24 protein-coding genes are annotated in these 25,665 nt (G+C 40.1%); 17 read left to right on the top strand and 7 right to left on the bottom strand.

Features of this window, described 5'->3' with window-relative positions:
• Positions 1-311: 311 nt before the first annotated feature.
• From ASL19_RS00810 to ASL19_RS00780, 7 genes are all read left to right on the top strand, one after another.
• The gene (locus tag ASL19_RS00810; protein WP_057176898.1) at positions 312-917 is read left to right on the top strand and encodes a VWA domain-containing protein; all 606 of its coding nucleotides are present in this window, start codon (positions 312-314) and stop codon (positions 915-917) included.
• Positions 918-997: 80 nt separating this feature from the next.
• Positions 998-1,771, top strand: coding sequence for an ABC transporter permease (locus ASL19_RS00805; protein WP_057176897.1), 774 nt, complete (start codon positions 998-1,000; stop codon positions 1,769-1,771).
• Between the two features lie 124 nt (positions 1,772-1,895).
• Positions 1,896-2,798 (top strand): ABC transporter ATP-binding protein, encoded by a 903-nt coding sequence (locus tag ASL19_RS00800; protein WP_057176896.1) that lies wholly within the window; start codon positions 1,896-1,898, stop codon positions 2,796-2,798.
• A 26-nt stretch (positions 2,799-2,824) separates the two neighbouring features.
• The gene (locus tag ASL19_RS00795) at positions 2,825-3,217 is read left to right on the top strand and encodes a DUF2358 domain-containing protein (RefSeq protein WP_057176895.1); all 393 of its coding nucleotides are present in this window, start codon (positions 2,825-2,827) and stop codon (positions 3,215-3,217) included.
• 43 nt (positions 3,218-3,260) lie between these two features.
• On the top strand, positions 3,261-4,448 hold the full coding sequence (locus tag ASL19_RS00790; protein ID WP_057176894.1) for a TRC40/GET3/ArsA family transport-energizing ATPase: 1,188 nt from the start codon (positions 3,261-3,263) through the stop codon (positions 4,446-4,448).
• A 51-nt stretch (positions 4,449-4,499) separates the two neighbouring features.
• On the top strand, positions 4,500-4,946 hold the full coding sequence (locus ASL19_RS00785) for a hypothetical protein (RefSeq protein WP_200959784.1): 447 nt from the start codon (positions 4,500-4,502) through the stop codon (positions 4,944-4,946).
• A 3-nt stretch (positions 4,947-4,949) separates the two neighbouring features.
• On the top strand, positions 4,950-6,467 hold the full coding sequence (locus tag ASL19_RS00780; RefSeq protein WP_057176893.1) for a methyltransferase domain-containing protein: 1,518 nt from the start codon (positions 4,950-4,952) through the stop codon (positions 6,465-6,467).
• Here the strand turns inward: ASL19_RS00780 and ASL19_RS00775 are convergent.
• The gene (locus ASL19_RS00775) at positions 6,443-7,807 is read right to left on the bottom strand and encodes a TIGR03279 family radical SAM protein (RefSeq protein WP_057176892.1); all 1,365 of its coding nucleotides are present in this window, start codon (positions 7,805-7,807) and stop codon (positions 6,443-6,445) included. The two genes, ASL19_RS00780 and ASL19_RS00775, sit on opposite strands and share 25 nt — an antisense overlap.
• Before the next feature lie 43 nt (positions 7,808-7,850).
• A complete protein-coding gene (locus tag ASL19_RS00770; RefSeq protein ID WP_057176891.1) occupies positions 7,851-8,756 on the bottom strand; it encodes an undecaprenyl-diphosphate phosphatase in 906 nt (301 codons plus the stop codon).
• Positions 8,757-8,925: 169 nt separating this feature from the next.
• Between ASL19_RS00770 and ASL19_RS00765 the strand changes: the two genes are divergently transcribed.
• From ASL19_RS00765 to nadB, 3 genes are all read left to right on the top strand, one after another.
• Positions 8,926-9,714 (top strand): DUF3120 domain-containing protein, encoded by a 789-nt coding sequence (locus ASL19_RS00765; RefSeq protein ID WP_102939192.1) that lies wholly within the window; start codon positions 8,926-8,928, stop codon positions 9,712-9,714.
• 148 nt (positions 9,715-9,862) lie between these two features.
• A complete protein-coding gene (gene psbU / locus ASL19_RS00760) occupies positions 9,863-10,291 on the top strand; it encodes a photosystem II complex extrinsic protein PsbU (RefSeq protein ID WP_040008377.1) in 429 nt (142 codons plus the stop codon).
• 92 nt (positions 10,292-10,383) lie between these two features.
• On the top strand, positions 10,384-12,039 hold the full coding sequence (nadB, locus tag ASL19_RS00755; protein WP_057176905.1) for an L-aspartate oxidase: 1,656 nt from the start codon (positions 10,384-10,386) through the stop codon (positions 12,037-12,039).
• On the opposite strand, the gene ASL19_RS00750 is transcribed toward nadB, so the two are convergent.
• Genes ASL19_RS00750 through btpA form a run of 3 tightly spaced genes read right to left on the bottom strand, consistent with a single transcriptional unit; the run spans position 12,036 to position 14,566 of the window.
• Entirely contained in the window at positions 12,036-12,647 is a 612-nt protein-coding gene (locus tag ASL19_RS00750; RefSeq protein ID WP_057176889.1) for a hypothetical protein, read from the bottom strand. The genes nadB and ASL19_RS00750 overlap by 4 nt on opposite strands.
• A gap of 48 nt (positions 12,648-12,695) precedes the next feature.
• A complete protein-coding gene (locus ASL19_RS00745; protein WP_057176888.1) occupies positions 12,696-13,712 on the bottom strand; it encodes a vitamin K epoxide reductase family protein in 1,017 nt (338 codons plus the stop codon).
• 41 nt (positions 13,713-13,753) lie between these two features.
• Positions 13,754-14,566, bottom strand: coding sequence for a photosystem I biogenesis protein BtpA (gene btpA / locus ASL19_RS00740; RefSeq protein WP_006276329.1), 813 nt, complete (start codon positions 14,564-14,566; stop codon positions 13,754-13,756).
• A 672-nt stretch (positions 14,567-15,238) separates the two neighbouring features.
• Between btpA and rimO the strand changes: the two genes are divergently transcribed.
• The 5 genes from rimO to ASL19_RS00715 all read left to right on the top strand — a co-directional run bounded on the left by rimO (position 15,239) and on the right by ASL19_RS00715 (position 21,498).
• The gene (rimO, locus tag ASL19_RS00735) at positions 15,239-16,558 is read left to right on the top strand and encodes a 30S ribosomal protein S12 methylthiotransferase RimO (protein ID WP_057176887.1); all 1,320 of its coding nucleotides are present in this window, start codon (positions 15,239-15,241) and stop codon (positions 16,556-16,558) included.
• A 76-nt stretch (positions 16,559-16,634) separates the two neighbouring features.
• A complete protein-coding gene (locus ASL19_RS00730; protein WP_057176886.1) occupies positions 16,635-18,128 on the top strand; it encodes a DEAD/DEAH box helicase in 1,494 nt (497 codons plus the stop codon).
• 82 nt (positions 18,129-18,210) lie between these two features.
• Entirely contained in the window at positions 18,211-19,677 is a 1,467-nt protein-coding gene (locus ASL19_RS00725; protein WP_057176885.1) for a BCD family MFS transporter, read from the top strand.
• A 3-nt stretch (positions 19,678-19,680) separates the two neighbouring features.
• On the top strand, positions 19,681-20,499 hold the full coding sequence (locus tag ASL19_RS00720) for an inositol monophosphatase family protein (protein ID WP_057176884.1): 819 nt from the start codon (positions 19,681-19,683) through the stop codon (positions 20,497-20,499).
• Between the two features lie 48 nt (positions 20,500-20,547).
• Positions 20,548-21,498 (top strand): alcohol dehydrogenase catalytic domain-containing protein, encoded by a 951-nt coding sequence (locus tag ASL19_RS00715; protein WP_057176883.1) that lies wholly within the window; start codon positions 20,548-20,550, stop codon positions 21,496-21,498.
• Positions 21,499-21,549: 51 nt separating this feature from the next.
• Here the strand turns inward: ASL19_RS00715 and thiC are convergent, their stop codons facing one another.
• Positions 21,550-22,923 (bottom strand): phosphomethylpyrimidine synthase, encoded by a 1,374-nt coding sequence (gene thiC / locus ASL19_RS00710; RefSeq protein ID WP_057176904.1) that lies wholly within the window; start codon positions 22,921-22,923, stop codon positions 21,550-21,552.
• Positions 22,924-23,082: 159 nt separating this feature from the next.
• Complete coding sequence (locus ASL19_RS00705; protein ID WP_057176882.1) at positions 23,083-23,973, bottom strand: phosphodiester glycosidase family protein; 891 nt, start codon at positions 23,971-23,973, stop codon at positions 23,083-23,085.
• A 36-nt stretch (positions 23,974-24,009) separates the two neighbouring features.
• Here ASL19_RS00705 and ASL19_RS00700 point away from each other — a divergent pair, with 36 nt between their 5' ends.
• Together ASL19_RS00700 and ASL19_RS00695 are read left to right on the top strand one after the other, a co-directional pair.
• The gene (locus ASL19_RS00700; protein WP_006276321.1) at positions 24,010-24,585 is read left to right on the top strand and encodes an rRNA large subunit pseudouridine synthase E; all 576 of its coding nucleotides are present in this window, start codon (positions 24,010-24,012) and stop codon (positions 24,583-24,585) included.
• 25 nt (positions 24,586-24,610) lie between these two features.
• Positions 24,611-25,609, top strand: coding sequence for a serine/threonine phosphatase (locus ASL19_RS00695; protein ID WP_330936811.1), 999 nt, complete (start codon positions 24,611-24,613; stop codon positions 25,607-25,609).
• Positions 25,610-25,665: the final 56 nt, after the last annotated feature.

The raw sequence follows: 25,665 nt of genomic DNA, 5'->3' as shown, positions 1-25,665 counted from the left end.
ATTCTTGAGCTAAAGCTATCATAGCAGTGGTTTTGCCTACTTGTCGCGGTGCATGAATGATAAAGTAATTTTCTCCATCAATTAATGTTTTCAACTGAGGTAGTCGTCCTGTGGGAGAGAGCATATAGTGGATATTAGCTTTGCAAGGGCCAGCAGTGTTGAATTGTTTAGGCATAATTGGCAATAAGTTAAGGTACTACTGTGGTTTAAATTTATCCCATTTTTCTAACTGGGAATTAGGATCCCCTCACCTTGCGCAAAAATGCCAGGTAAAAGATAAAATAAGAGTAAACTAATATTTAGAGTGAAATATGATGAGCGATCGCGACTATACACTAATCATTGATAAAAGTGGGAGCATGTCAACTCCGGATCAACGGGGTGGAAAAACCAGATGGGAAATAGCTCAAGAATCTACCATAGCCCTAGCCAGAAAGTGTGAGCAATTTGACCCAGATGGTATTACTGTTTATGTATTTTCCGGTAGATTTAAACGATACGAAAATGTGACAGCAGCAAAGGTTGCCCAGATATTTCAAGAAAATGATCCTGTTGGTACAACCAATTTAGCTGGAGTGCTTTTAGATGCTACTAATCAATATTTTCAACGTAAAGCATCTGGTCAAGCCAAACCAAATGGTGAAACCATTCTAGTGATTACTGATGGCGAACCGGATGATCGGAAAGCGGTTTTTGAAGTAGTTATTAACGCCTCTCGCAAAATAGATAAAGATGAGGAATTAGCAATTTCTCTAATTCAAGTAGGTACAGATGCGCAAGCTACAAAATTTCTCAAAGCTCTCGATGACCAGTTACAAAGTGTAGGAGCTAAATTTGATATTTGCGATACTGTGACTTTAGATGACTTGGAAGAGATGAGTTTAACAGAAGTTTTAATGAATGCAATTACTGATTAGTGGAATTGTAGAAGGTTTTGGAAAATTGTGGGTGACATGGTAGCATAGACCTCGGGTAATTTGGCAAGAGACTAATTAATATGAAATATTGGCGTGAAACCCTGGCTATAGCTCAGCGTATCTTAACGGAACTACTACGACGCAGACGAAGTCTAATTTTTTGGACTATTTTCCCAGTTTCTATTTTGATACTTAATGGCTTTGTTTTGTCAGAACGGGGAGAACTAGCCATGGAGGTAGCCTTAGAAAAAGCTGCACCTTCGAGTTTAGTGGGTGCGGCACTATTTTTTAGTTGTTTGGGTGGAACTGTTGCAACAGTTGTTGCGGAGAGAGAACAACAAACTCTAAAACGATTATTTATTTCACCTTTAAGTGGCACATCTTATTTTCTGGGAATTTTTTTAGCCCATAGCTGTATAGGAATTGGACAAACTCTGCTAGTATATATAGTTGCTGGGTTCTGGGGTGCAACCTTTCAAGGTTCAATATTATTAGGAATAGTCATTATTTTCTTGAGCATTATTGCATACGTGGGTCTGGGATTTGTCCTCGGGACACAACTAGCTCGTCGTACGGAAGACGTTAATGCTTTGGTAGCTACTTTTGGCGTACCCCTGTTAATTTTGGGGGGGACATTTTTTCCAAGTTCCCTATTTCCTAAAACTCTATTAGATATTGCTAAGTATAATCCTATTTACCACATGAATGAAGCTCTTTTAGGTGTTTCCGCTAATGGAGAAAAATTTAGCGATGTGAGCTTACACTTGCGCTTTTTGTTATTTTTTGCTACACTTACTCTCGTTTGTGGTTGGATATCTTATAAACGGATGTTGATGGTAGAAAAAAGACTTTAAACCAGTATAGTCACAAATAAATATCCTATTTCTATAGAAAGAGTTGAGTTTGGTGAATTAAAGCCAAAAGTGGGGAGTATGATCCAATTCCAGCTCCCATTCCTGAAAAATATCAATTACCAAGATGCTTAAAATTAAAAATTTAAACAAGTCCTACAAAAACCGCAAAGTTCTACAAAATTTAACATTTGCCATCCAACCGGGAGAAGTTTATGGTTTACTGGGTGCTAACGGAGCAGGTAAAACAACTACTATTAATATTATTTGTAATCTTCTTAAAGCAGATAGTGGTCATGTCACAGTAAATCATCAGCCAATTTCTGGTTCTACAAAAAAACTCATTGGTATTGCTCCCCAGGAAAATATTCTATATAAAACCCTCTCCTGTGCGGAAAATCTGAGATTTTTTGCTGAGATTTATGGTTTAGACTCCAAAACCAAACAAAAACAAGTAGTGACTACCTTAAAATCCGTAAACTTGTTAGATAGAGCAGATAGTCCTGTAGAAACTCTCAGTGGAGGTATGCAAAGGCGTTTAAACATTGCTGTGGCTTTAGTACATCAACCTCAATTATTGATTCTTGATGAACCAACCACAGGACTAGATATTGAAGCTAGATATGAAATTTGGGAATTAATTCGCAATTTAAAAAATCAAGGTATGACCATACTGCTAACCACTCACCTACTAGATGAAGCTGAAAGACTTTGTAGTCGGATTGGAGTTTTAAAAAATGGTCAGATATTAGCTGAGGGAAGTTTAGCAGAATTAAAAACCCGGGTTCCGGGGAAGGAAATTGTTTTGGTGCAAACCAAAGAAGAAAGTACAGCTATATCAGTAGGTCGGGAAAATGGTTTTATTGTTCGACGGTATGGGAGTGATTTAGCCTTTTTACTACCAGAACCAATAGAACTAAAAGAATTATTGACTAAATTTGATGGTATAGAGATTGACTCTATTTCCCGCCAATCCTTGCGTTTAGAACATATTTATGTAGAAATTACCCAAGCGGATTTGAGTTTGTAGTTAGGTCACCTATTACTTTTATTTGTATGACGAATATTATCGAAACCCTAAAAGCAGATTACCAAAGATTTCCCCTTGAGCAGACTTACAGCATTTATGCACTAGATGTTTACTTTCAAGATCCAGTTTTTAAATTTCGTGGTTTAGAACTTTACAAGTGGATGATTAAATTTATTCACATATTTTTCACTAACTTACGGATGGATTTGCACCACATCGAACAAGACAAAAATATGATTAAGACCGAATGGACATTAAGCTGGAATGCATCCCTACCATGGAAACCGAGAATTTCTATCTCTGGATGGACCCAATTAGGTCTTAATAATCAAGGATTGATTAGTTCCCATATAGATTATTGGCACTGTTCACGTTTAGATGTACTAAAACAACACCTATTTTCCGTAAAGAAAGGATAATGTAAATAAATGTCAACAAAATTCAGGTAGGACAGAATCATTCATGCGCGTAATTTTAATGACTGGTAAAGGTGGAGTAGGTAAAACTTCCGTCGCCGCTGCAACTGGATTGCGTTGTGCAGAGCTAGGTTATAAAACATTAGTTTTAAGTACAGATCCAGCTCATTCCTTAGCAGACAGTTTTGATTTAGAGTTAGGTCACGATGCAAAACAAGTGCGTCCCAACTTATGGGGTGCGGAACTGGATGCTTTGCAAGAACTAGAGGGTAATTGGGGAGCAGTGAAACGTTATATTACCCAGGTGTTACAAGCTAGGGGTTTAGAAGGGATCCAAGCAGAAGAGCTGGCAATCTTACCGGGGATGGATGAAATTTTCGGTTTGGTGAGAATGAAACGTCACTACGATGAAGGAGTATTTGATGTTTTAATTATAGACTCTGCTCCTACTGGTACAGCTTTAAGACTATTAAGTTTACCAGAAGTTGGTGGTTGGTATATGAGGCGGTTTTATAAACCTTTTCAAAACATATCAGTAGCCCTGAGACCATTAGTAGAGCCTATTTTTAAACCCATAGCGGGATTTTCTTTACCAGATAAGGAGGTAATGGATGCACCATATGAGTTTTATGAGCAAATAGAAGCCTTAGAAAAAGTTTTAACTGATAACACTCAAACCTCGGTTAGACTAGTGACTAATCCAGAAAAAATGGTAATTAAAGAATCATTACGAGCTCATGCTTACTTGAGTTTATATAATGTAGCTACAGATTTAGTCGTGGCCAATAGAATTATTCCGGAGGAGGTTGCGGATCCATTTTTCCTAAGATGGAAACAAAATCAAGAACAATATCGACGAGAAATTCATGACAACTTTCTCCCGTTACCAGTGAAGGAAGTCCCCTTATTTTCCGAGGAGATGTGTGGTCTAGCTGCATTAGAGAGATTGAAGGATACTTTGTATCCGGGTGAAGATCCCACCCAGGTTTATTATCGAGAGACGACCATTAGAGTGGTGCAAGAAAACAACCAATACAGCTTGGAACTTTATTTACCGACTATTCCTAAAAGTCAGATCCAATTAAGTAAAAGTGGAGATGAATTAAATATTACTATTGGTAATCACCGACGTAATTTAGTTTTACCCCAAGCTTTAGCTGCTCTTCAACCTGCGGGAGCAAAAATGGAGGGTGACTACCTAAAAATTCGCTTTGCTAACAATGTGAGAGTTTAGTTAGTATGCAGTAATTATTACTCCCTGGGTTACCAGGGATTATTTTTAACAATGATGAAAGCACAATTAACCATTCAACAATTGCTTCTTGCAGCAGCAGACTTTACCCAAATAGAGTCTACACATAATGAACCCGCACTTTACGGAGTAACTGATGGAAAGCGTGTTGGGACATACTGGGAACATAAATTCATGGATTATTTATCCGAAAACTACAGCTATCAAAGGGGTAATTCAGCTGCGGGTATTGATATTCCCGATCTTGAAGTTGATATAAAAACAACTAGTATAAAGCAACCTCAATCTTCTTTTCCTTTTAAGTCTGCTACCCAAAAGATATTTGGGCTGGGATATAATCTTCTTGTTTTTGTCTATGCTAAATATGACAATCATCAAACTAGAACCGGAAGATTAGAAATACAGCATACCATTTTTTTGGACAAGAGTAGGACAGCGGATTTCCAAACAACTGCAGGACTATTAGAGTTGGATAGTTAAAAAATGGCTAAGTCATCACAGAAATCGGAATTTGGAGATTTTCAAACACCTGACAATCTAGCAAAATGTGCAACCCATCTTCTTAAGGATAAGTATGGTGTTCGTCCAGATCTAATTATAGAACCTACTTGCGGAAAAGGAGCCTTTATTAGAGCTTCCTTGACTGAATTTAAACACACCAAAATTGTGGGTTTCGACATTAATGAAGAACACATTCAATATGCAAAAACCTCCTCATTAAGATACCCCAATTCAGAGAATGTAACTCTTTGTGTACAGGACTTCTTTAGCATGAATTGGGATGCTTTTTTGGCTGATTTTGTGGGGTCTATTTTGGTAATTGGCAATCCTCCCTGGGTAACCACTAGTGAGCTAACTATTCTCAACAGCAAGAATTTACCTTCAAAGTCAAACTTTCAAAATCGTCAAGGTATTCACGCCATCACCGGTTCCAGTAATTTTGATATTTCAGAATGGATGCTTCTCAAACATGTCCAATGGCTGACTAAAAAAGAGGGAACTTTAGCAGTTTTATGTAAGTATTCAGTCGCTCGGAAAATTATTAATCAGGTAATAACAAAATTCGGTAATAGATTTTCTGCTGATATTTATCTGATTGATGCTAAAACATTGTTTGGAGCATCCGTAGATGCTTGCTTTTTCGTTTTGTCTAACAGTGGCAATACTAATTGTGATTTTAAGATTTATCAAGATCTACAATCAGACCAGACTATATATTCAATTGGAAACAGAGATGGGAGAATGGTTAGGGACACTACCAAGTATGAAAAATGGAAACATTTATCTGGACAAGATTTAAGATATACTTGGCGTTCTGGGATCAAACACGATTGCTCTAAAATAATGGAGTTTCAATGTGTTGACGATGGGTTATTTATCAATGGAGTGGGCGAGAAATATTTTCTTGAGAGGGAATATTTGTATCCCCTTTTGAAAGGTTCTGATATTGCTAACAGTAGAATTGATTCTCACCACAAGTTTGTCTTAGTTACTCAGAAATCAGTAGGTGAAGATACAATAATTATCCGCGATAAAGCACCTAAAATTTGGCAGTACCTGCTTGAACATGACCAGTTTTTAAAAACTAGAAAGAGTTCAATCTATAAAAATAAACCTCCCTATTCTATATTTGGTATAGGGGAATATTCCTTTAAAAATTGGAAAATTGCCATATCTGGACTTTACAAAAAACTAAATTTTTGTCTTGTTGAACCTATTGGTAATCAACCGGTAATGTTAGATGACACTGTCAATTTTTTGTCTTTTGATACCCAGAGGGAAGCAGAATTTATTTTCAGTCTTATTACTTCTGATCCATCTATTGAGTTTCTTAATTCAATGATATTTTGGGATGAAAAACGACCAATAACAATAGATATTTTGCGCAGAGTCTCCCTGAAAGCTGTCGCTCGGGAAATAGATGTTTTAGAAATATATTTAGCATTGGCTCAGGTGGTGAGATCTAATCCTAATGGTCAGCTGGAGTTGGCGATAGTATGATCCATATTCCCCCCAACTTCCCCCAAATCTCTGATTAAATCCTCCACTCCTGCAACTGGTAATATCCTAACATCCAATTCCTTAGATACCTGTGCTACAGTCATATCATCCAAAAATACTAATTCACCATGTTTGAGCATGATGCTGGGCAATAATAAACCATCACCTAAATCCTTCCCTTTCAGGTGGTAGAGTAAATCATGTCCAGTTAATAACCCGGTAACGGTGATATTTTGTCCCCAATAGTCACTATATAGTGCAACCATATTTACCCTTAAACCTTCAACTTTATTTAACCTGTCAACCAGGGGTGTAAATGCTTTCTCTACCGCATTTCCCACTACCCAAGTTAATGTTTTCTCAGGATAAATTTTTGCCGGTAGTAATTTATTCGCTACTTGATTAAATTCCTTCATAAATAATCTTATGGAACCTACTCCATTATCTATTTGTGGATATTCTTCATACTCCTCCTGTGCTGGTAGTTCCTCACCACCAATTAAAAACCATTCATCCGCTAACCAGACTACCCGAGAATCATATTTCTGCTTAAATTCTTGACCAAGCATTTCTACCTGACCTATTACTTCCCTGGCTTTTTCCCTGGTTACGGGAATCAACTCATCCTGTGAGGGACGAAATCTGGTTAAACCCACAGGAACTACTGCTACTGATGCTACTGTGGGTACTTCCCCCATATAAAAGGATGCTAAATCTCTTAGTGTTCTTTCCAGGTGTGAACCATCATTAATTCCAGGACAAACTACCACTTGAGCATGAATTTGTAAGCGTCTTGCTTGAAACCATTTAATTTGCTCTAAAATCTCTCCAGCTCGACTATTTTTTAAAAGTCTAATTCTTATTTCTGGTTCTGTTGCATGAACTGAAATATATAAGGGTGATAGTCTCATTTGCTCAATTCTTTGCCATTCTCTTGTAGGTAAATTGGTCAGGGTTAAATAGGAACCATACAAGAAACTTAAACGATAATCATCATCCTTTAAATATAAGCTGGAGCGTTTACCAGGTGGTTGCTGGTCAATAAAACAAAAGGGACAGCGATTATTACATTGAATTAAGTTATCAAATAAAGCTGTGCCAAATTCTATTCCTAGGTCTTGGTCGTAGTCTTTCTCAATTTCAACTTGATGAATTTTACCATGTTTATCTAATACTTCTATTTCTAAAATTTCATCTGCACACAAAAACTGATAATCTATTAGGTCGCGGGGTTTGATTCCGTTAATGCTCACAATGGCATCACCTGCTTCAAATCCAACCTCAGCAGCAATGGATTCGGGTATAACACTGGTAATTTTTGCCGGTTTAATCTCAGACATGATAATTTTTAACAGCTTTATTTTAGACTAATCTCAGTTTTCATCACCCCTGCCAACCATTAGCAAGTGCCAATAAAATTGCTCCGCCAAAAGCTAGTCTATACCAAACAAAGATAAAAGTGTCTTTAGTTTGTAAATAACGAATTAAAAATGCAATTGACAGGTACGAAAAAATAAAGGTCGAGATAATTCCTATAACCAATAACAAAACTATATTCTCTGGTAATTGCCCCTCTTGAAAGAGATGAAATATTTTTAAGCTCTTGTATAAGGTGGCTATGGTCAAGGTGGGAAAACCTAATAAAAATGAAAATTTTGCTGCTGTGTCTCTTTCTAGTCCTAAAAACAAGGCTGTGGTCAATGTGGAACCAGAACGAGAAACCCCAGGAATTAAGGCTAGGGATTGTCCTATCCCTACTAAAATACCATCTCGAATTTGCAAATGATCAAATCCCCGCTTGCGATCGCCAATTTTTTCAGCCAATCCCAATAAAATAGCCATGACTACTGACATTGTACCAATAATTAGGGCGCTTTCGGGCAAAATGTCCTTTAACAAAAAACCAAGAACTAGTGCTGGTATGGTTCCAACAGCAATACCTATTACAATTTTCCACTCTTCCCTTTGCCAGTCCTTATCCTTAAACCCTTCCACTGCTCCTTGAATAATACTGGCAATCAATGACCGAAAATACAATAAGATTGCCACCACACTGCCAAATTGAATCGCATCAACAAAGTCTTTAGCCCCTAACTCTTTCCAACCAAATACTTTAGTAAAAATTAATAAGTGAGCTGTACTACTAATCGGTAAAAATTCGGTAATACCTTGGACTATACCTAAAATAAACGCTTGTAACCACTCTAGATTAGCTTGATTGCCGTTCTCAGCCACAGCAAGCATTGGTGATAATAGTAACTCATTAGCTGTTCCTAAGATTGTGATCATGAATTAGACTCGCTTGATACGATGACATATCCTAGCAAGTTATTCTCAAGTTGTCCAACCTAACAGTTCATTTTTTGCGCCTTGTGCTTTATGATCAAAATACCCCTGGGGGGGATTTTACAGTGTGATACTGTAAAAAGATAAAGTTTAGTAACAAATATTAAAAACTTTGATTAATAACACACTCTCATCCTACAAAACTGTGAACTCCTCTATTAAAAATGATTTACATACCTCCGAGAGCAAGGCCATAAGTATGGATGAGTTCCATTCTCCTCTGTTCTTATTACCCGCCTTACCGAAAGCGATCGCCATCAGTCAAAGTTGGTTAATATTTGGAGCTGCGGTGTTTTTAATATCCGTACCGGTATTTATAGAGGCACCTTTAGTGCGATCTTTACCGACTATAAGTCTAGCCATTACTGGATTGTGGGTGTGGTTAAGTTTACAATTAATGTCGAATGAAAAAACTTATATTTGGGGTGATTTACTCTTAGGATTTAGTCTTACCTGGTTAACAGGGGCAATTTACTGGGGTTGGTTACGGTGGGAACCACTGTGGCACTTACCCATAGAATCCATATGTCTACCCATGGCCCTTTGGTGTTTACACAGAAATTGGGGTAAAATCGGTAACTGGTTTTATCTTGGCTCTCTATTTGGTACAGTCCTAACAGATGTATATTTCTACCTAGTAGACCTAATGCCCTATTGGCGGCAAATTATGCAAACTGATGTTCTAGGAGTATCACAAATATTTAAAAATGCCTTATTACAAGTACAAACTCCCTGGGGACAAGGCTGGGCTATAGTTTTAGCTCTATCACTATTAATTGCTGGTTTACTACCATTAAAAAATAAACAAAAGCATTGGTATGCATTTAGTGGAGCAGTTTTGAGTACAATCCTAGTAGACAGTCTATTTCTAGTAGCTGCGATTCTGGCTAAAAATTCTTAACCATGGGAGAGCAGCTAAGTCATAGAGTGTCAATCAGAAGTTGTATAGTAGTTTTTGACTCCTACAAACATTCCCTCAGTGGAATGAGAGCGGACTACCCGTAGTTAAAAGAGTTGATTTTTGTTTGATGGAAAGAGGAAAGAAAATTGTGAAAGGATTAGTGCGTTTATTAACAGTTTTTAGTTTGTTACTCGGATGCTGGGGATGGTTAGGAACAACCCAAACAGCTCAAGCTTGGGATTTTAGCCGTGTTAACCTACCCCAAACGCCAATTTTGGCAATTGCTCGGCAAAATAAAGCTGATCAGAAACTAGCAACGGATTTTGGTAAAAAAATAGACCTGAATAATACCAACATTGCCCGATTTCAGGGGATCAGAGGGTTTTATCCGGTTCTGGCTAAAAAAATCATTGCTAATGCTCCTTATGTTAAGGTAGAAGACGTGTTGGAAATTAAAGGTTTGAGCGATCGCCAGAAACAACTTCTACAAAATAATTTAAGTCAATTTACCGTAACAAAATACGATGCTGAATTCAATGAAGGCGATGATCGTATTAACAACGGTATTTACAGATAAGACAAATACCTAATGGGTGAGGAGGGGTGAAAAATTTTCTCCCCCTAATCTCCCGTTTTCTGATTCCTTGTTTATACCCATATACCTTAACCTTGACTGAAATAGATATCAATCAGACATTTGATGTACTAGTGGTAGGTGCTGGTGCTGCTGGACTATATACAGCTTTATGTTTACCTGCATCTTTACGAGTTGGCTTAATTACTAAAGAAAACCTTACCCTATCTGCTAGTGATTGGGCTCAGGGTGGTATTGCTGCTGCCATATCCCCAGAGGATTCACCAAAACTCCATATTGAGGACACCTTAAAAGCTGGTGCAGGTTTATGTGATATTAAATCGGTAGAATTCTTAGCTCATAAAGCTCCCGATTGCATTCAGGCTTTATTAAATTTAGGTGTGGCCTTTGATCGTCATGGTACAACCCTAGCCTTAACCTTAGAAGCTGCTCATTCTCGTCATCGAGTGCTCCATGCAGCAGATACTACAGGTAGGGAAGTAACTACCACCCTAGCAAATCAAGTATTATGTCGTCCAAATATTCAAGTAATTCAACAGGCTTTAGCCCTTTCTATCTGGTTAGATGCAAAAACTGGACACTGTCAGGGAATTAGTCTGTTTTATGAAGGAGAAGTAACTTGGTTAAGAGCGGGTGCAGTAGTTTTAGCCACAGGTGGTGGAGGTCAAGTATTTGCTCAAACTACTAATCCAGCAGTGAGCACAGGTGATGGGGTGGCCATAGCTTGGCGCTCGGGTGCGATTATTCGCGATCCAGAATTTGTGCAATTTCATCCTACCGCTTTAATAAAACCAGGAAGGTTTTTAATTAGTGAAGCTGTAAGGGGAGAGGGAGCCCACTTAATTGATGATCAGGGACGACGTTTTGCGTTTGATTATCATCCCGCAGGTGAACTAGCACCCAGAGATGTGGTCAGCAGAGCTATCTTTAGTCATCTACAACGTACCACCAAGGATTTAGCCACTGCCCATGTTTGGTTAGATATGCGTCCCATAGGTTCGGATAGAATCCGCCAAAGGTTTCCTAATATTATTAAAGTTTGTCAGTATTGGTCCATAGATGTATTTAATCAACCTATTCCCGTATCTCCCGCAGCTCATTATTGGATGGGTGGTATTCTCACGAATTTAGAAAATTGCACTTCCATTCCCGGTTTATATGCTGTGGGGGAAACTGCTAGTACTGGTGTTCATGGTGCCAATCGTCTGGCCAGTAATTCCCTACTAGAATGTATAGTGTTTGGGGCACAGATGGCTGATTTGAAATTGCCATCGGTAGTACCATCCAATTTACATCCCAGTTCCTGGGAATGTAATTTAACCGAGTGGGAAAGCCAAAAATCAGTATTAGAAAGTATGAGAGAAAATTTGCCCCGACTAGTTTGGCAAAGTGCGGGTATTTGTCGAGAACAAGTAAGTCTAGACCGGGCGATCGCCCAGGTTGTATTTTGGCAAGGGGAATTTGCCAGTTTACCTTTGAGTCAGTTTTTAAAAACCTTACCTGGTGGAACACCAGCTAAATTTAATTATTCCGATATCAATCTGTTATTACGTCTATGGGCAGAAACCCAAAATTTATTAGATGTAGCTTATTTAATTCTTAAAAGTGCTGCTTTTAGGAAAGAAAGTCGAGGTGGGCATTATCGTTCAGATTATCCGGAAGTGGCTAATGAATGGCAAGTGCACACAATGATCCAACATAATCATTGGTGGAAATCTGAGGGAATTTAGGACGAAAAACTATCGGTTACCATCCAAACTAAAATTCCTAGTATGGAATCAATGGGAGGGAGTGGGTAGTCAGTTAAATCAATAGTCACTGTAGTTTGTGTGAGTTGTAAAAACCGCCAGACAGTACCATTGGTAACAACACCATAGATGGTAGGAATGGGTTGATTATTAATTTCATTAAATTTTTGAGCGCCAATCATTTCCGCCATGCACTGTCCAATTCCTGGGTTCAAGTCTGCTTTTTTTGCTTCTACAATTATTACCGCTGGGGCTTCAATTTCTAACTGTTCCGGTGAACGACTCAGGAGAAAATCGCAAACCCCAGTTAATCCTAAACCATTGTCTACATTAAAGTCCACTCCAGAAAACAAACTTACTTTCCCCTTTAAAATTTTACGCACTTCCACCAGAACCGGACTAATGATTAGCTCAGATCTGGCTTTTTCACTCCCCATTGCTATTGCTAAAGGCAAAGTTTCTTGTAAAAAGGATGTGAGTGTACTACTAGCAGTAATTGGTTGGATTTGTGGGAGAAATTTTTGGTCTTCAACTGTATTGATTCCAAAAGTTTGCTTGACTTTTTTCAGGGTGAAATCACTGTATGACATAGAACAATTTACCACCTCTATAATCTGCTTCCCCAGCTCCCTACACCATTAACGAAAGTATTTGAAATTTTGTGGACCTGTATAACCGCTAAGTCTAGCTAAATCACTTAAATTCTGCACTCCACTATAGATTTTACCGTTAATTATCCAAGAGGGAAAGCCCTGAATCTTTGCTGCTCGACAGAGTTCTGGTTTCCCTTTAGGACTGTCTGCAGCACATTCCACTGTGACATTATTATCATTGATGATTTCATAGGCCTCTTTACCAAACAGTAGCTTCTGTTCATGACAATGGGGACACCAATAGGCAACGTACTCTTTAGCACCAATTTTTACTAAATGCTGGGCTAGGGCAATTTCTGATTCTCCAGATTTGGTGGTTATTTTCCAACCAAAATTAGGATTGGGTTCTTCCTTGGGTGAAAAATTAATACGTTGTTCACTGGAAGCAATAGTATCAATATTCTCATTTTTGCTAGTGTCAATCCCTGAGTAAATACCCAAAGTGCCAATCAGTGTCACCACCACCACTATCAAACCAATAAACAGAACTTGACCAATATCCTCCCATTCTCTTCCTAAAACAGTCAAGGTCAGCATACTCAAAGCAAAAACTGCTGAGGCAATACAGTACCAACATACAGCCTGTAGCTTAAATGCTAAAACATACATTAAATAGCCACTGAACACAGTCATGGCGATCGCCCCGATCCACAGTAGCCACCAACTTAAATTCTCTAGTTGTCGTGTACTTTTGTTTTGACTACTTTTCTTGCTGTCATTATCTTTTGAAATTAGTACAATAGGAAATACAGCTAGTAAAAGCATAGACGTATATGCCAATAAACCAAACAAAGCCAAAGGTTGATTAAACACAGTTCCCCAGGGACTAGAGAGAACATCCACACAACCTTTGACCTGCTCCCCAGCTGTACATATAGGCGTACCACCTGTTAACTTTTCGTAAGTAAGATAACCCGTGTTAAGAATACCAAGAGTGGCGATCGCCCCGAGGAGGGGACGAGACCAATAATGAATCCAGGGAGTAGAACGACGACGAATCATAATTGTTTATCAGTTTAGTTATTAGCAGTATTATTGAGCAATTAAATTTTTGTAGTAATGCTTCTATGAGCAGCTTCTACAAATTGACTCACACGAGTAGGATCAATGGGTTGAGAGATTTGACCATGACGTTTGAGAGAGCTGGAAACAATGACTCCATCAACTACTGGCATAAGAGTACCAATATTTTCCCAATTGGCACCGCTACCGATAAATACTGGAGTAGTAGCAGCAACCCTGCTAGCCAATTTTAAATCTTCCAAGCTGGGAGGACTACCAGTTTCCAAACCCGATAAAATCACCCCATCAGCCAAACCCCGTTCTATAGTGTCTTTAATAGCCACACTCAGATGAGGATGACCCAGGGGACGAGCATGTTTAACTAATACATCAGCCAGAATTTTCACATCGGAACCTAATTCTCGACGATAACGGAGTAACTGGTGTGCCCTGCCTTCTATCAATCCTTGATCCGTATCCATAACACCGGTCAAAACATTAACACGAATAAATTCAGCCTTTACACAACTGGCTATCGCCATAGCACTTTCCGCATCGTTTCTTAAAACATTTAAACCCAGAGGCAAAGTGACCAGATTTTGAATTCTCTGCACTGCTAGGGTCATAGCACTAACCACAGCAGGATCAACGTGATTTTTAGTAAAGGGGGCGTCGAAAAAATTTTCTACAATTAAAGCATCCACACCACCACTGGCCAAGGCGGTAGCTTCCTGTTCCGCGCGGTCAATTACTGCTTTCAGACTACCTCCCCAGCGGGCTGATGTGGGTAAAGGTAACAAATGAACCACACCAATAATAGGTTTACGAGTTTTGAATAGTTTATATAAGTTCACGTTTTTAATTTCACTAGAGCATTCTTCAATCCAGGGATGGGGAAGTTTAGGGGGAGTTCTCCACCAGATTTAACTGGTCATTGTCTTGATGCGTTTTAGCGTATTATTCAGAAATTAAAAAATCTCCTCATGCTCAAGATGTAAATTGCTGTTAAACCTTTCATAAGATATGTTAAGATAAAACTTGGCTACAAGAGGAGCTTGCCACTCAAAAAATGCAAGACAAATGTCCTGATTTTTCAGTACCTGGCCGTATGTAATATACAGCACAGTTCTAAGAACTAGGTCGTGGAACTGCTTGATGGGTTTAGTCGCCTTGGCGATTTCCCGGAGGGTAGCAACTTCTCAAAAACAGCCCTTGGGGCGGCTTCCCGACGGGTAAATTAACAACGCGCACGCTAGGGTTTTGTAAAATACCATTAAGCGAATCGTTAAAAAATATGAAGAGTGTCCTAACTACCCAAAGACACCAGAATTTACCCGAGGAAACAAAATAACAAAAACATCATAACATAACCTCAATCATCAAGTATGAATGGGGTCAAACCGTGACGAGCATGAACTAGAGATCTAGAGATAGATATCAAAAGAGAGTGTTCAATGCGGATTTAAGGTGCAAGGAAGGTGTCCATGAACTTGTGTTAACGAAAAAAGTGAAGATATATTCAAGATATGGGTGATAAGCCAACAATTGCCATTTCACACCTGGGCTGCGAGAAAAACCGAATAGACACAGAACACATACTAGGACTGCTGGTAGAAGCGGGATACGGTGTGGATACGAACGAGGATCTAGCAGACTATGTGATAGTAAATACCTGTAGTTTCATTGAAGCTGCCAGGGAAGAATCGGTGAGAACCCTAGTGGAGTTAGCGGAGGCCAACAAAAAGATAGTAATTGCTGGTTGTATGGCCCAGCACTTTCAAGAACAACTATTAGAGGAGTTACCAGAAGCGGTAGCGGTAGTAGGGACTGGGGACTACCACAAGATAGTAAATGTGCTTGAACGGGTGGAGAAAGGAGAACGAGTCAAACAAGTTAGTGTTGATCCCATATATATAGCGGACGAAAACACGCCCCGTTATAGAACGACCACAGAAGGAGTAGCTTATCTTAGAGTTGCTGAAGGCTGTGACTATGGTTGTGCATTTTGTATTATTCCCTATTTGAGAGGTAAGCAGCGATCGCGCAGCATTGAATCAATAGTAGGGGAAGCCAAGCAACTAGCAGCGCAGGGGGTCAAGGAGCTAATTTTGATTTCCCAGATTACGACCAACTACGGGTTAGACATTTATGGTCAACCTAAATTGGCCGAGTTAATTCGCGCCTTGGGGGAAGTAGACATTCCCTGGGTAAGAATGCACTACGCCTATCCCACAGGAATAACACCGGATGTGATTAAGGCAATTCAAGAAACGGCGAATTTCCTTCCCTACTTAGATTTGCCCTTGCAACATTCCCATCCTGAAATACTGCGCGCCATGAATCGTCCCTGGCAAGGTAGAGTCAATGATGGAATTATTGAGCGGATAAAAACCGCACTACCGAAAGCAGTGTTGAGGACAACATTTATAGTTGGGTTTCCTGGGGAGACACAAGAGCATTTTGATCATTTGTTGGAGTTTACCGAGCGACATCAATTTGATCATTTGGGAGTTTTCACATTTTCACCGGAAGAGGGAACTCCAGCGTATGACCTACCAAATCAGTTACCACAGGAATTGATGGTAGAAAGACGGAATCAACTTATGGAAATACAACAGCCCATTTCCCTGCGCAAAAATTGGCAGCAGGTGGGAAAAATAGTTGATGTCCTAATTGAACAAGAAAATCCCCAAACAGGGGATTTAATAGGACGTTCCGACAGATTTGCCCCAGAAGTAGATGGTCAAGTGTATGTTCAGGGGAAAGCCAGCTTAGGAACAATAGTGCCTGTGAAAATCACCACTGCGGATGCTTATGATCTATACGGTGAAGTAGTCATGGCATAGCAACCGAGTGCAAATACAAGTCCAAATACAGATCTAAATAGAGATCCACAACTCAGAATAAAACTTAGGAGAATTAATGAGTAGTATTACCTTTCAAGAACTAGGCATTTCCCCAGAACGTGCGACCCACTTAGAAAACATGGGGTTTACCACACCGACCAACATCCAGACCCAAGCTATTCCCCAATTATTGGCGGGAAGGGACGTAGTAGGTCAGTCTCAGACTGGTACAGGTAAAACAGCGGCTTTTTCCTTGCCTATATTAGAGAGACTAGATCCTAACAAGAGAGCAGTACAGGCTTTAGTGTTAACTCCCACTCGTGAATTAGCAATGCAAGTTCATGACGCCATTTCCCAGTTTATGGGTGATAGTGAGCTGCGAGTATTAGCCATTTATGGTGGTCAATCCATTGACCGACAAATGATCCAATTAAAACGGGGCGTACATGTAGTAGTGGGGACTCCAGGAAGGGTAATTGACCTCTTGGAACGCGGTAGTTTAAAACTTGACCAAGTGAAATGGTTTGTTTTAGACGAAGCGGACGAAATGTTAAGCATGGGATTTATTGATGATGTGATCAAAATTCTCTCCCAAGCACCCCAGGATCGTCAAACTGCGCTTTTTTCAGCTACCATGCCCCCCTCTATTCGCCAATTGGTGAATAAGTTTCTCAATTCTCCCGTCACAGTAACAGTGGAGCAACCCAAAGCTACACCGACTAAAATTAATCAAGTAGCCTATTTAATACCCAGACACTGGACTAAGGCTAAAGCCCTACAACCAATTCTGGAGATGGAAGATCCGGAAACAGCCTTGATTTTCGTGCGTACTCGTCGTACTGCTGCGGAGCTGACAAATCAATTGCAGTCCGCTGGTCACAGTGTAGATGAATACCACGGAGATTTGTCTCAACAAGCTAGGGAAAGATTATTAACCCGGTTCCGCAATCGTCAAGTACGATGGGTAGTAGCAACAGATATTGCTGCGCGGGGGTTAGATGTTGACCTACTTTCCCACGTGATTAACTTCGACCTACCAGATAGCGTAGAAACCTACGTGCACCGGATTGGGAGAACGGGACGTGCTGGTAAAGAAGGAACAGCAATATCACTGGTTCAACCCTTTGAAAGAAGAAAGCAGCAGGCTTTTGAACGTCATAATCGCCAAAACTGGCAAGTATTGTCAATTCCTACCAGAGCCCAAATTGAGGCTAAACATATTCAGAAGTTGAAAGAGCAGGTTTCGGAAGCTCTCGCTGGCGAAAGATTAGCCTCCTTCCTTCCTATAATTAGTGAATTGACGGAAAAATATGATGCCCAAGCTATTGCAGCGGCAGCTTTACAATTGGCTTATGACCAAACCCGTCCTGCTTGGTTACAAAATGGAGTAGATATTCCCGTGGAAGAGCCTACACCCAAGCCAAAAATCAATAAACGACGTGAGAGTAGTGATGGTAATGGAGCAGGTCGTAGTCGTTCTTGGTCTAAATCTGACTATGGTGATGACAGCAGACCCACACCCAAACCCAAATTGAGACGTCGGGAACCATCGGTTAGTCCCAGCAATTAGGGTCACAATCTAGGTTATAGCTTGAGCCAGATAAGCGTTCTGGCTCACCTATGCTGCAAATAACTTTACCTTTAAACAAATTATGACAGACCATATTCTTAGCATATCTCAAGACCCTATTAATGTCCCCAAGATAAGTTTCCTGACTATGCTGAGGTTGGGCTTGTTTCAGATGGGTCTGGGTATTATGTCCCTTTTGACATTGGGCGTATTGAATCGAGTCATGATTGATGAATTAACGGTTTTGCCCTTTATTGCAGCAGGAGCGATCGCAATGCACCAATTCGTCAGTCCAGCTAGAATTTGGTTTGGTCAAAAATCTGATAGTCAGAAGATTTTTGGATATCATCGGTCTGGATATGTTTGGATTGGAGCAGCTCTATTTACTAGCATTTCCTTTGTAGCTTTACAAGTAGTGTGGCAATTGGGAACCAGTTTGCAAAATACCGGTTGGAGTCTACAAACCTATGGCTGGTCAGCGCTATTAGCTTTGATATTTGGTATGTATGGGTTAGCGTTGAGTGCCAGCTCTACCCCGTTTACTGCTCTTTTAGTGGATATTACTGATGAAGATGACCGCCCCAAACTAATTGCCGTTGTTTGGTCCATGTTAATGATGGGAATTGTCATTGGGGCTAGTATCAGTTCTAGATTGTTAGAAAGACCGGAAATTTGCGGAACTGCCTTGTTAGCATACGATCCATCCCAGATGAATAAGTTGGTGGATATTAGCAAGTTACAAACAACTATTAACCCAGTATTTATCATTTTACCGGGGGCGGTCTTTGTCCTCACCCTACTGGCTACCTTAGGTATAGAAAAAAAATATTCTCGCTACGGAATACGTGGCAATATGGTGGAAAGGGAAGACCAAATTACCTTGGGTAAGGCACTAAAAATTCTCACAGCCAATCGGCAAACAGGTATATTTTTTGGGTTTTTAATGGTATTGACCCTAAGTATTTTTATGCAGGACTCAATTCTGGAACCCTATGGTGGAGAAGTTTTTGGAATGTGTATTTCCGAAACCACCAGATTAAATATTCCCTTTGGTATAGGGACTCTTCTGGGTATTGGCTCCACTGGATTTTTACTTATACCTCGATTAGGCAAAAAACAAACTACTAAAACTGGTTGTATTGGTGCTGCCATGAGTTTTTGCTTGATTATTATGGCAGGGTTCAGTCAAAACTCTGGACTATTAATGGGCAGTTTATTCTTTTTTGGTTTAGCCTCTGGTGTAATTACAACAGGTGCTACTAATTTGATGTTAGACTTAACAGCAGCAGAAACCGCTGGAACCTTTGTTGGAGCTTGGGGTCTATCTCAGGCTATGGCTAGAGGTATGGCAACGGTTTTAGGTGGTACTGTGTTAAATTTGGGGAAATTAGTATTTACATCTCCCATGTTGGCCTACGGGATGGTGTTCGCACTCCAAGCCATAGGAATGCTATTGGCAATTTGGTTGTTGCGTCGTGTGAATGTGGTAGAATTTCAACAGAATAGCAAACAAGTTTTGGCTTCCGTGTTGGAAAGTGAATTAGACTAACCAATGAATGATTTTTGGAACACAATTTTAGATTTTTCCCAAGACATAACCAGCGAAGTGGGAAAACAATTAATGCGCGACTTTGGCAAGGTTCACGCTTCTCAAAAGGCTGATGGTAGTTTGGTAACCCAATCTGATCAGTGGGCCGACCAAGCAATTAGAGATGCGATCGCTGCCAATTTTACTGGTTATGGCATTTTAAGCGAAGAGGGTGATCATGTTTTCCCCCATACAGAGTGGTGTTGGGTAATTGACCCTTTAGATGGTACCACTAATTTTACCAGGGGTATTCCCATTTGGTCAATTTCCCTGGGTTTACTTTACCGAGGAACTCCCATTTTTGGTTATGTTTTTGTGCCACCCCTCAATCAAAGATTTCATGGTTTTTGGCCCGGAGATTCCGGGTTACAAACGCCAGTGGGGGCTTTTTTAAATAATCATCCTATTCATACCAGCAAGGAAGAAGTCACTAGTAATCACTTTTTTAATCTTTGTTCTCGGAGTACGAGCATAATTCAACCGGGTTTTCCTTGTAAGTTAAGAATGTTGGGGGTTGCTAGTTATAATTTTTTAACTGTCTCTAGCGGAGCAGTTTTGGCAGGTATGGAAGCCACCCCTAAAGTATGGGATATTGCTGGCGCTTGGGTAATTTTACAGGCTGCTGGTGGTACTTGGATATCTCTAAAAGATTCTCCTTTCCCCCTATTGTCAGGTCTAGATTATGGCGATCGCTCTTTTCCCACATTAGTCATTAGTGATACAAAAGTTGAATCTACTTTTAGTCCCTTCGTGGCTGAGTTTAAATCCAAAGTAGGTCAATAATATTAAAACCCAAAAAAATATAAAAAACCTATACACTCTAAAATAGCTATGAAAGGAATTTGGTTAGAAAACAATCAATTACAACTGAGAACAGACTTGCCCATTCCTGAACCACCAGAGGGAGAAGTTTTAGTTAAAGTTTTACGTGCGGGTATTTGTAATACCGATCTGGAGTTAATCAGGGGATATTATCCCTACAATGGTATATTAGGACATGAGTTTGTGGGAGTGGTGCAAACAGGGCCAAACCATTTAATCAATCAACGGGTGGTGGGCGAAATTAATGCTGCATGTGGTTATTGTCGTTTTTGTTTGGAGGGGAAACCCACCCATTGTGAAAATCGCACGGTGTTAGGGATTGTGAATCGTCATGGTGCATTTGCGGAATATTTGTCTCTACCAGAAAAAAATATACATCTTGTACCCCCGCAGGTCACCACCGATGCAGCAACTTTTACTGAACCTATAGCAGCAGCTTTACAAATTCAAGCCCAGGTTAAAATCACTCCCCAACAGAGAGTTTTAGTGGTGGGTGATGGCAAATTGGGACAATTGATAGGTCAGACCTTAGCCTTAACCGGTTGTGATTTGTTGGTTGTAGGAAGACACCAAGAAAAACTAGCCAATCTTTCTTCTAGAAACATTAAAACTGGTTTAGTCAATATGGTAGAAGATAGATACTTTGATATTGCCATTGACTGTACAGGAAATGCGGAAGGATTTGCGGTTGCACGTCGAGCTTTACGTCCCAGAGGTATATTGGTTTTAAAAAGTACCTACGCAGGAAATTTAAGTTTGGATGCTTCTGCTCTAGTAGTTGATGAAATTACCCTAGTAGGTTCTCGTTGTGGAGCATTTACTCCAGCACTGGAACTATTAGCCACAAACCAGATAGATGTAACATATTTAGTTCATGGAACTTATCCCCTAAATGAGGGTTTAGCCGCTTTTAAAAAAGCCCAGACCAAAGGAGTTTTGAAAATTCTGTTAGAGATGTGACAGTAGGAATTGTAGCAGGTATAATGCCTGCCACAATCTGTGAGTTCGGACTTAGACTTGACCCACAGGTTCCTTCGCTAGAAACTGCTCCAGTTCTGCGATCGCATCAGCATCCACCTTAGTTTGCATAGGACAGAACTTAGGACCACACATAGAGCAGAACTCTGCTTGTTTATAAACTTCCTCTGGTAGAGTTTCATCATGATATTCTCGAGCTCGCTCTGGGTCTAAAGACAACTCAAATTGACGATTCCAATCAAAATTGTATCTAGCCTTAGAAAGCTCATCATCCCTATCTCTAGCACCGGGACGATGTCTACCAATATCTGCTGCATGGGCGGCAATTTTATAAGCGATCAAACCATTTCGCACATCTTCAGCATTAGGTAAACCCAAATGTTCCTTAGGAGTTACATAACACAACATAGCTGTGCCATACCATCCCGCCATAGCAGCACCAATAGCAGAAGTGATATGGTCATAACCGGGTGCAATATCAGTTACCAAGGGACCAAGGACATAGAAAGGAGCCTCTGAGCATTCCTCCATTTGTTTACGGACATTAAACTCAATCTGATCCATAGGAACATGACCGGGACCTTCCACCATCACTTGCACATCATGTTCCCATGCTTTGCGAGTGAGTTGTCCTAGGGTTTTCAACTCTGCTAATTGAGCTGCATCGGATGCGTCATGGGTACATCCAGGACGTAGGGAATCTCCCAGACTGAAACTAACATCATATTTTTTAAAAATCTCAATGATGTCTTGAAAACGGGTATAAAGGGGATTTTGCTTGCGATGTAACAACATCCACTTAGCGAGAATTCCGCCACCACGGGAAACAATACCCGTGAGACGGGTTTTTACCAAAGGTAAATGTTCTATTAATAAACCCGCGTGAATAGTTTGATAATCAACCCCTTGTTGGGCGTGTTTTTCAATCACATGGAGAAAATCATCAGCGGTAAAATTTTCCATCTTACCGTGGACACTTTCCAGAGCTTGATAAACTGGCACAGTTCCGATGGGAACCGAAGAAGCATTAATAATAGCAGTGCGAATTTGATCTAAATTACCACCACCGGTGGATAAATCCATCACCGTATCAGCACCATACTTAATAGATAATCTCAGCTTATCTAATTCTTCCTCCACATTAGAGGAGGTAGGAGAAGCTCCAATATTAGCATTAACCTTGCAACGGGAAGCGATACCAATGGCCATTGGCTCAAGATTAGTGTGGTTAATATTGGCAGGGATAATCATTCTTCCCCGCGCCACTTCCTCTTTAATTAGTTCCGGTGGTAGATTTTCCCGTTTGGCAACATGGTGCATTTCCTCAGTGATCACACCTTGGCGAGCGTAATACATTTGTGTAACATTAGGTTGTCCAAGTCGCTTAGCTACCCATTGACTTCGCATATTATTATCCTCAATATAATCAGCTTCCGCTCTATAGGATTTACCCAAAGCTACCCAGATCTGTAAAGATATGGACTTTAGAACCTACTTCCTGTTTCATCGTAGTCTCAAGATGATTCTTGAAAGGTTTGTCTACTCCACAAGCTATCTCGGTAGAGCTTACCTTCTGGTTTGAAACCTTTCCCAGGATAATTTTAATTCTTCTGGTGGTGGATTTTTACCATCATAAACCAAAATCACATTGGTCAGTTTTCTTGTTGGTGGGACCAAAATTACATTATCTGATGCTAAGGCTCTAGATGATCCACCGTCTAAATTCATTGCTTCATAGCAACCCATGGCTTTCATCGCCTCCGCTTCTTCATCTAAATATAACTTCTCATCAAAACTAGCCAAAAACAGTCTTTTGCCATCTTGAGAGAAACCAATTGCGGTTCTGAGACTAGCACCTAAAACAGTAGGGTCTTTAAAACCTTCAAGACGGGGATTAAGCGAAACTTCACCATTACGCAATAATCTTGGTCCAGAGGTAATAGAAAACCAGTGTTTATTCCATACTGGTCTACCGTCAACCCTTGCTGTTATCATTTCTGGTCGATTACCAACACCCAATCCCAAAGTGGTGCCAAAGTTTTCCCATGGACTATATTTTAAAAATCTTCCACCTGCGACCAGATTACCCATAACCGTTTTTTGGGGATTTGTGGAAGCAAAAGTACCATTTACCACTACCGCAGCGCCAGAGCGAGCAACCAATTGGTCAAAATTCTCATCGCCATTGGTTCTACTAATTGTATTGGCAAAATTGGCATCGTTCGGTAAACCAATGGTCACAAAAATATTAGGGTCTTTCAAATCAATGATTGTTTGATAAAATGGAATACCGTTAATTTGACTTCTATATGCTCGCACAGTCGGTATGATAGTTGGTGTCACACTCGGTTGACTAGGTGTAGTGGGTCTAACGGGCAAATCCAATCTCCAAATCTGGGTTAAAAAGGCACCTCCAAAAAGTAAAAAGGAGCGTCTAGGAACTTTAAATTTGGTCATAATAGAACCTTGTCAAGTGTTGAAAGCTAAGAAATGATGGCTCACAACTTCAAGTATATTATTTTTCATAAGCCCTATGGAGTTCTGAGCCAATTTACCCGGGAACTCCCCGAACATGTTACCCTCAAAGACTATATTGATGTCCCGGATGTTTATCCTGTGGGGCGTTTAGATTGGGATAGCGAGGGTTTATTGTTACTAACCAATGATGGTAAATTACAACACCATATTGCCAATCCCCGTTTTGGTCACCAACGTACCTATTGGGTACAGGTAGAACGCATTCCTGACCCAGTAGCTATTGCCAAATTGGGCCAGGGAGTGGAAATTCAAAATTATCGCACTCTTCCTGCTCAGGTTAAACTGTTATTGGAAGAGCCAATTGTTGGTGAGCGTTACCCTCCCATCAGGTTCAGGAAAAACGTTCCCACCGCTTGGTTGGAAATGACCCTCAAGGAAGGAAAAAACCGTCAGGTTAGACGTATGACTGCTGCTGTGGGTTTTCCTACCTTACGGTTAATTAGAGTCCGTATAGCTCAACTACAATTAGATGATTTACCGGTAGGTACCTGGCGCTATCTTAGTCCTGTTGAGGTCAACTTAATTGTTTAATGGAGAAATCGCTGGAATTTTTAGTATGCTGATTTGTCCCACTTGTCAATTTGAAAATCCCCATGACCATAAATTTTGTCAAAGCTGTGGTACTCCTCTGAATTTAGGGTCTGTTAATTCCCAGTCTAGTTTGGGCGAATCGCCTACTTTGTTACAGGATGATGGAGAACAAAATCCGTTATTGTCGGACACCGCCCCAACATCTTTGCTGTCTAAGCATTTAAAAACTGTGGAATATGTAGCGGGTACTAATGTGGGTCGTCAACGGCAAAAAAATGAGGATTACTTTGGTATTACTAGTGAGCAACAAAAGGTAGAATTACCTCATGGTCAGTACTTGCAGGTAAGAGGTCTATACATTGTCTGTGATGGCATGGGTGGACATGCTGGAGGGGAAGTGGCCAGCGAGTTGGCTGTTAATACTATTAAACAATACTTTGATCAGCATTGGGTTGAGGGAGAATTACCAACCCTGGAAATGATTCGCCAATCTATACTGGTGACTAATCAAGCTATTTATGATATTAATCAGGAAGCTTCGCGCTCTGGTATTGGTCGCATGGGTACTACCCTGGTTATGTTAATTATGTCCAATAATAAATTGGCAGTTAGTCATGTGGGAGATAGTCGAATTTACTCTGTGACGATAACTAAAGGATTGGAGCAAATCACTGTAGATCATGAAGTTGCCCAGCGAGAAATTTCTAAGGGTGTAGATGCTAAAATAGCTTATTCTCGCCCTGATGCTTATCAATTAACTCAAGCTTTAGGTCCTAGGGATGGGGTTTATCCCGATATCAGTTTCTTGGAGGTATGTGAAGATACGCTATTTTTGTTGGTTTCTGATGGTTTATCAGATCATGAGTTATTAGAAAATCATTGGCAAACCCACTTGTTACCTTTACTCACTTCTAATGGCAATTTGGAATCAGGTCTTAGTAATTTAATTGATTTAGCCAATGAGTATAATGGTCATGATAATATTACAGCTATTCTAATTCTTGTGAGAGTATTTCCTAGGTAAGGAGACTGTCTGTGGGGGAGACCGGTCTCAAAGCGCAAGTCGGTTTAAAACCGACT

This window comes from Cylindrospermopsis sp. CR12, from assembly GCF_001432185.1.
In the GTDB taxonomy this organism is placed as follows: Bacteria; Cyanobacteriota; Cyanobacteriia; order Cyanobacteriales; family Nostocaceae; genus Raphidiopsis; species Raphidiopsis raciborskii.
Note: the sequence above shows the minus strand (reverse complement) of the source record. Positions and strands in the feature narration are given on the sequence as shown.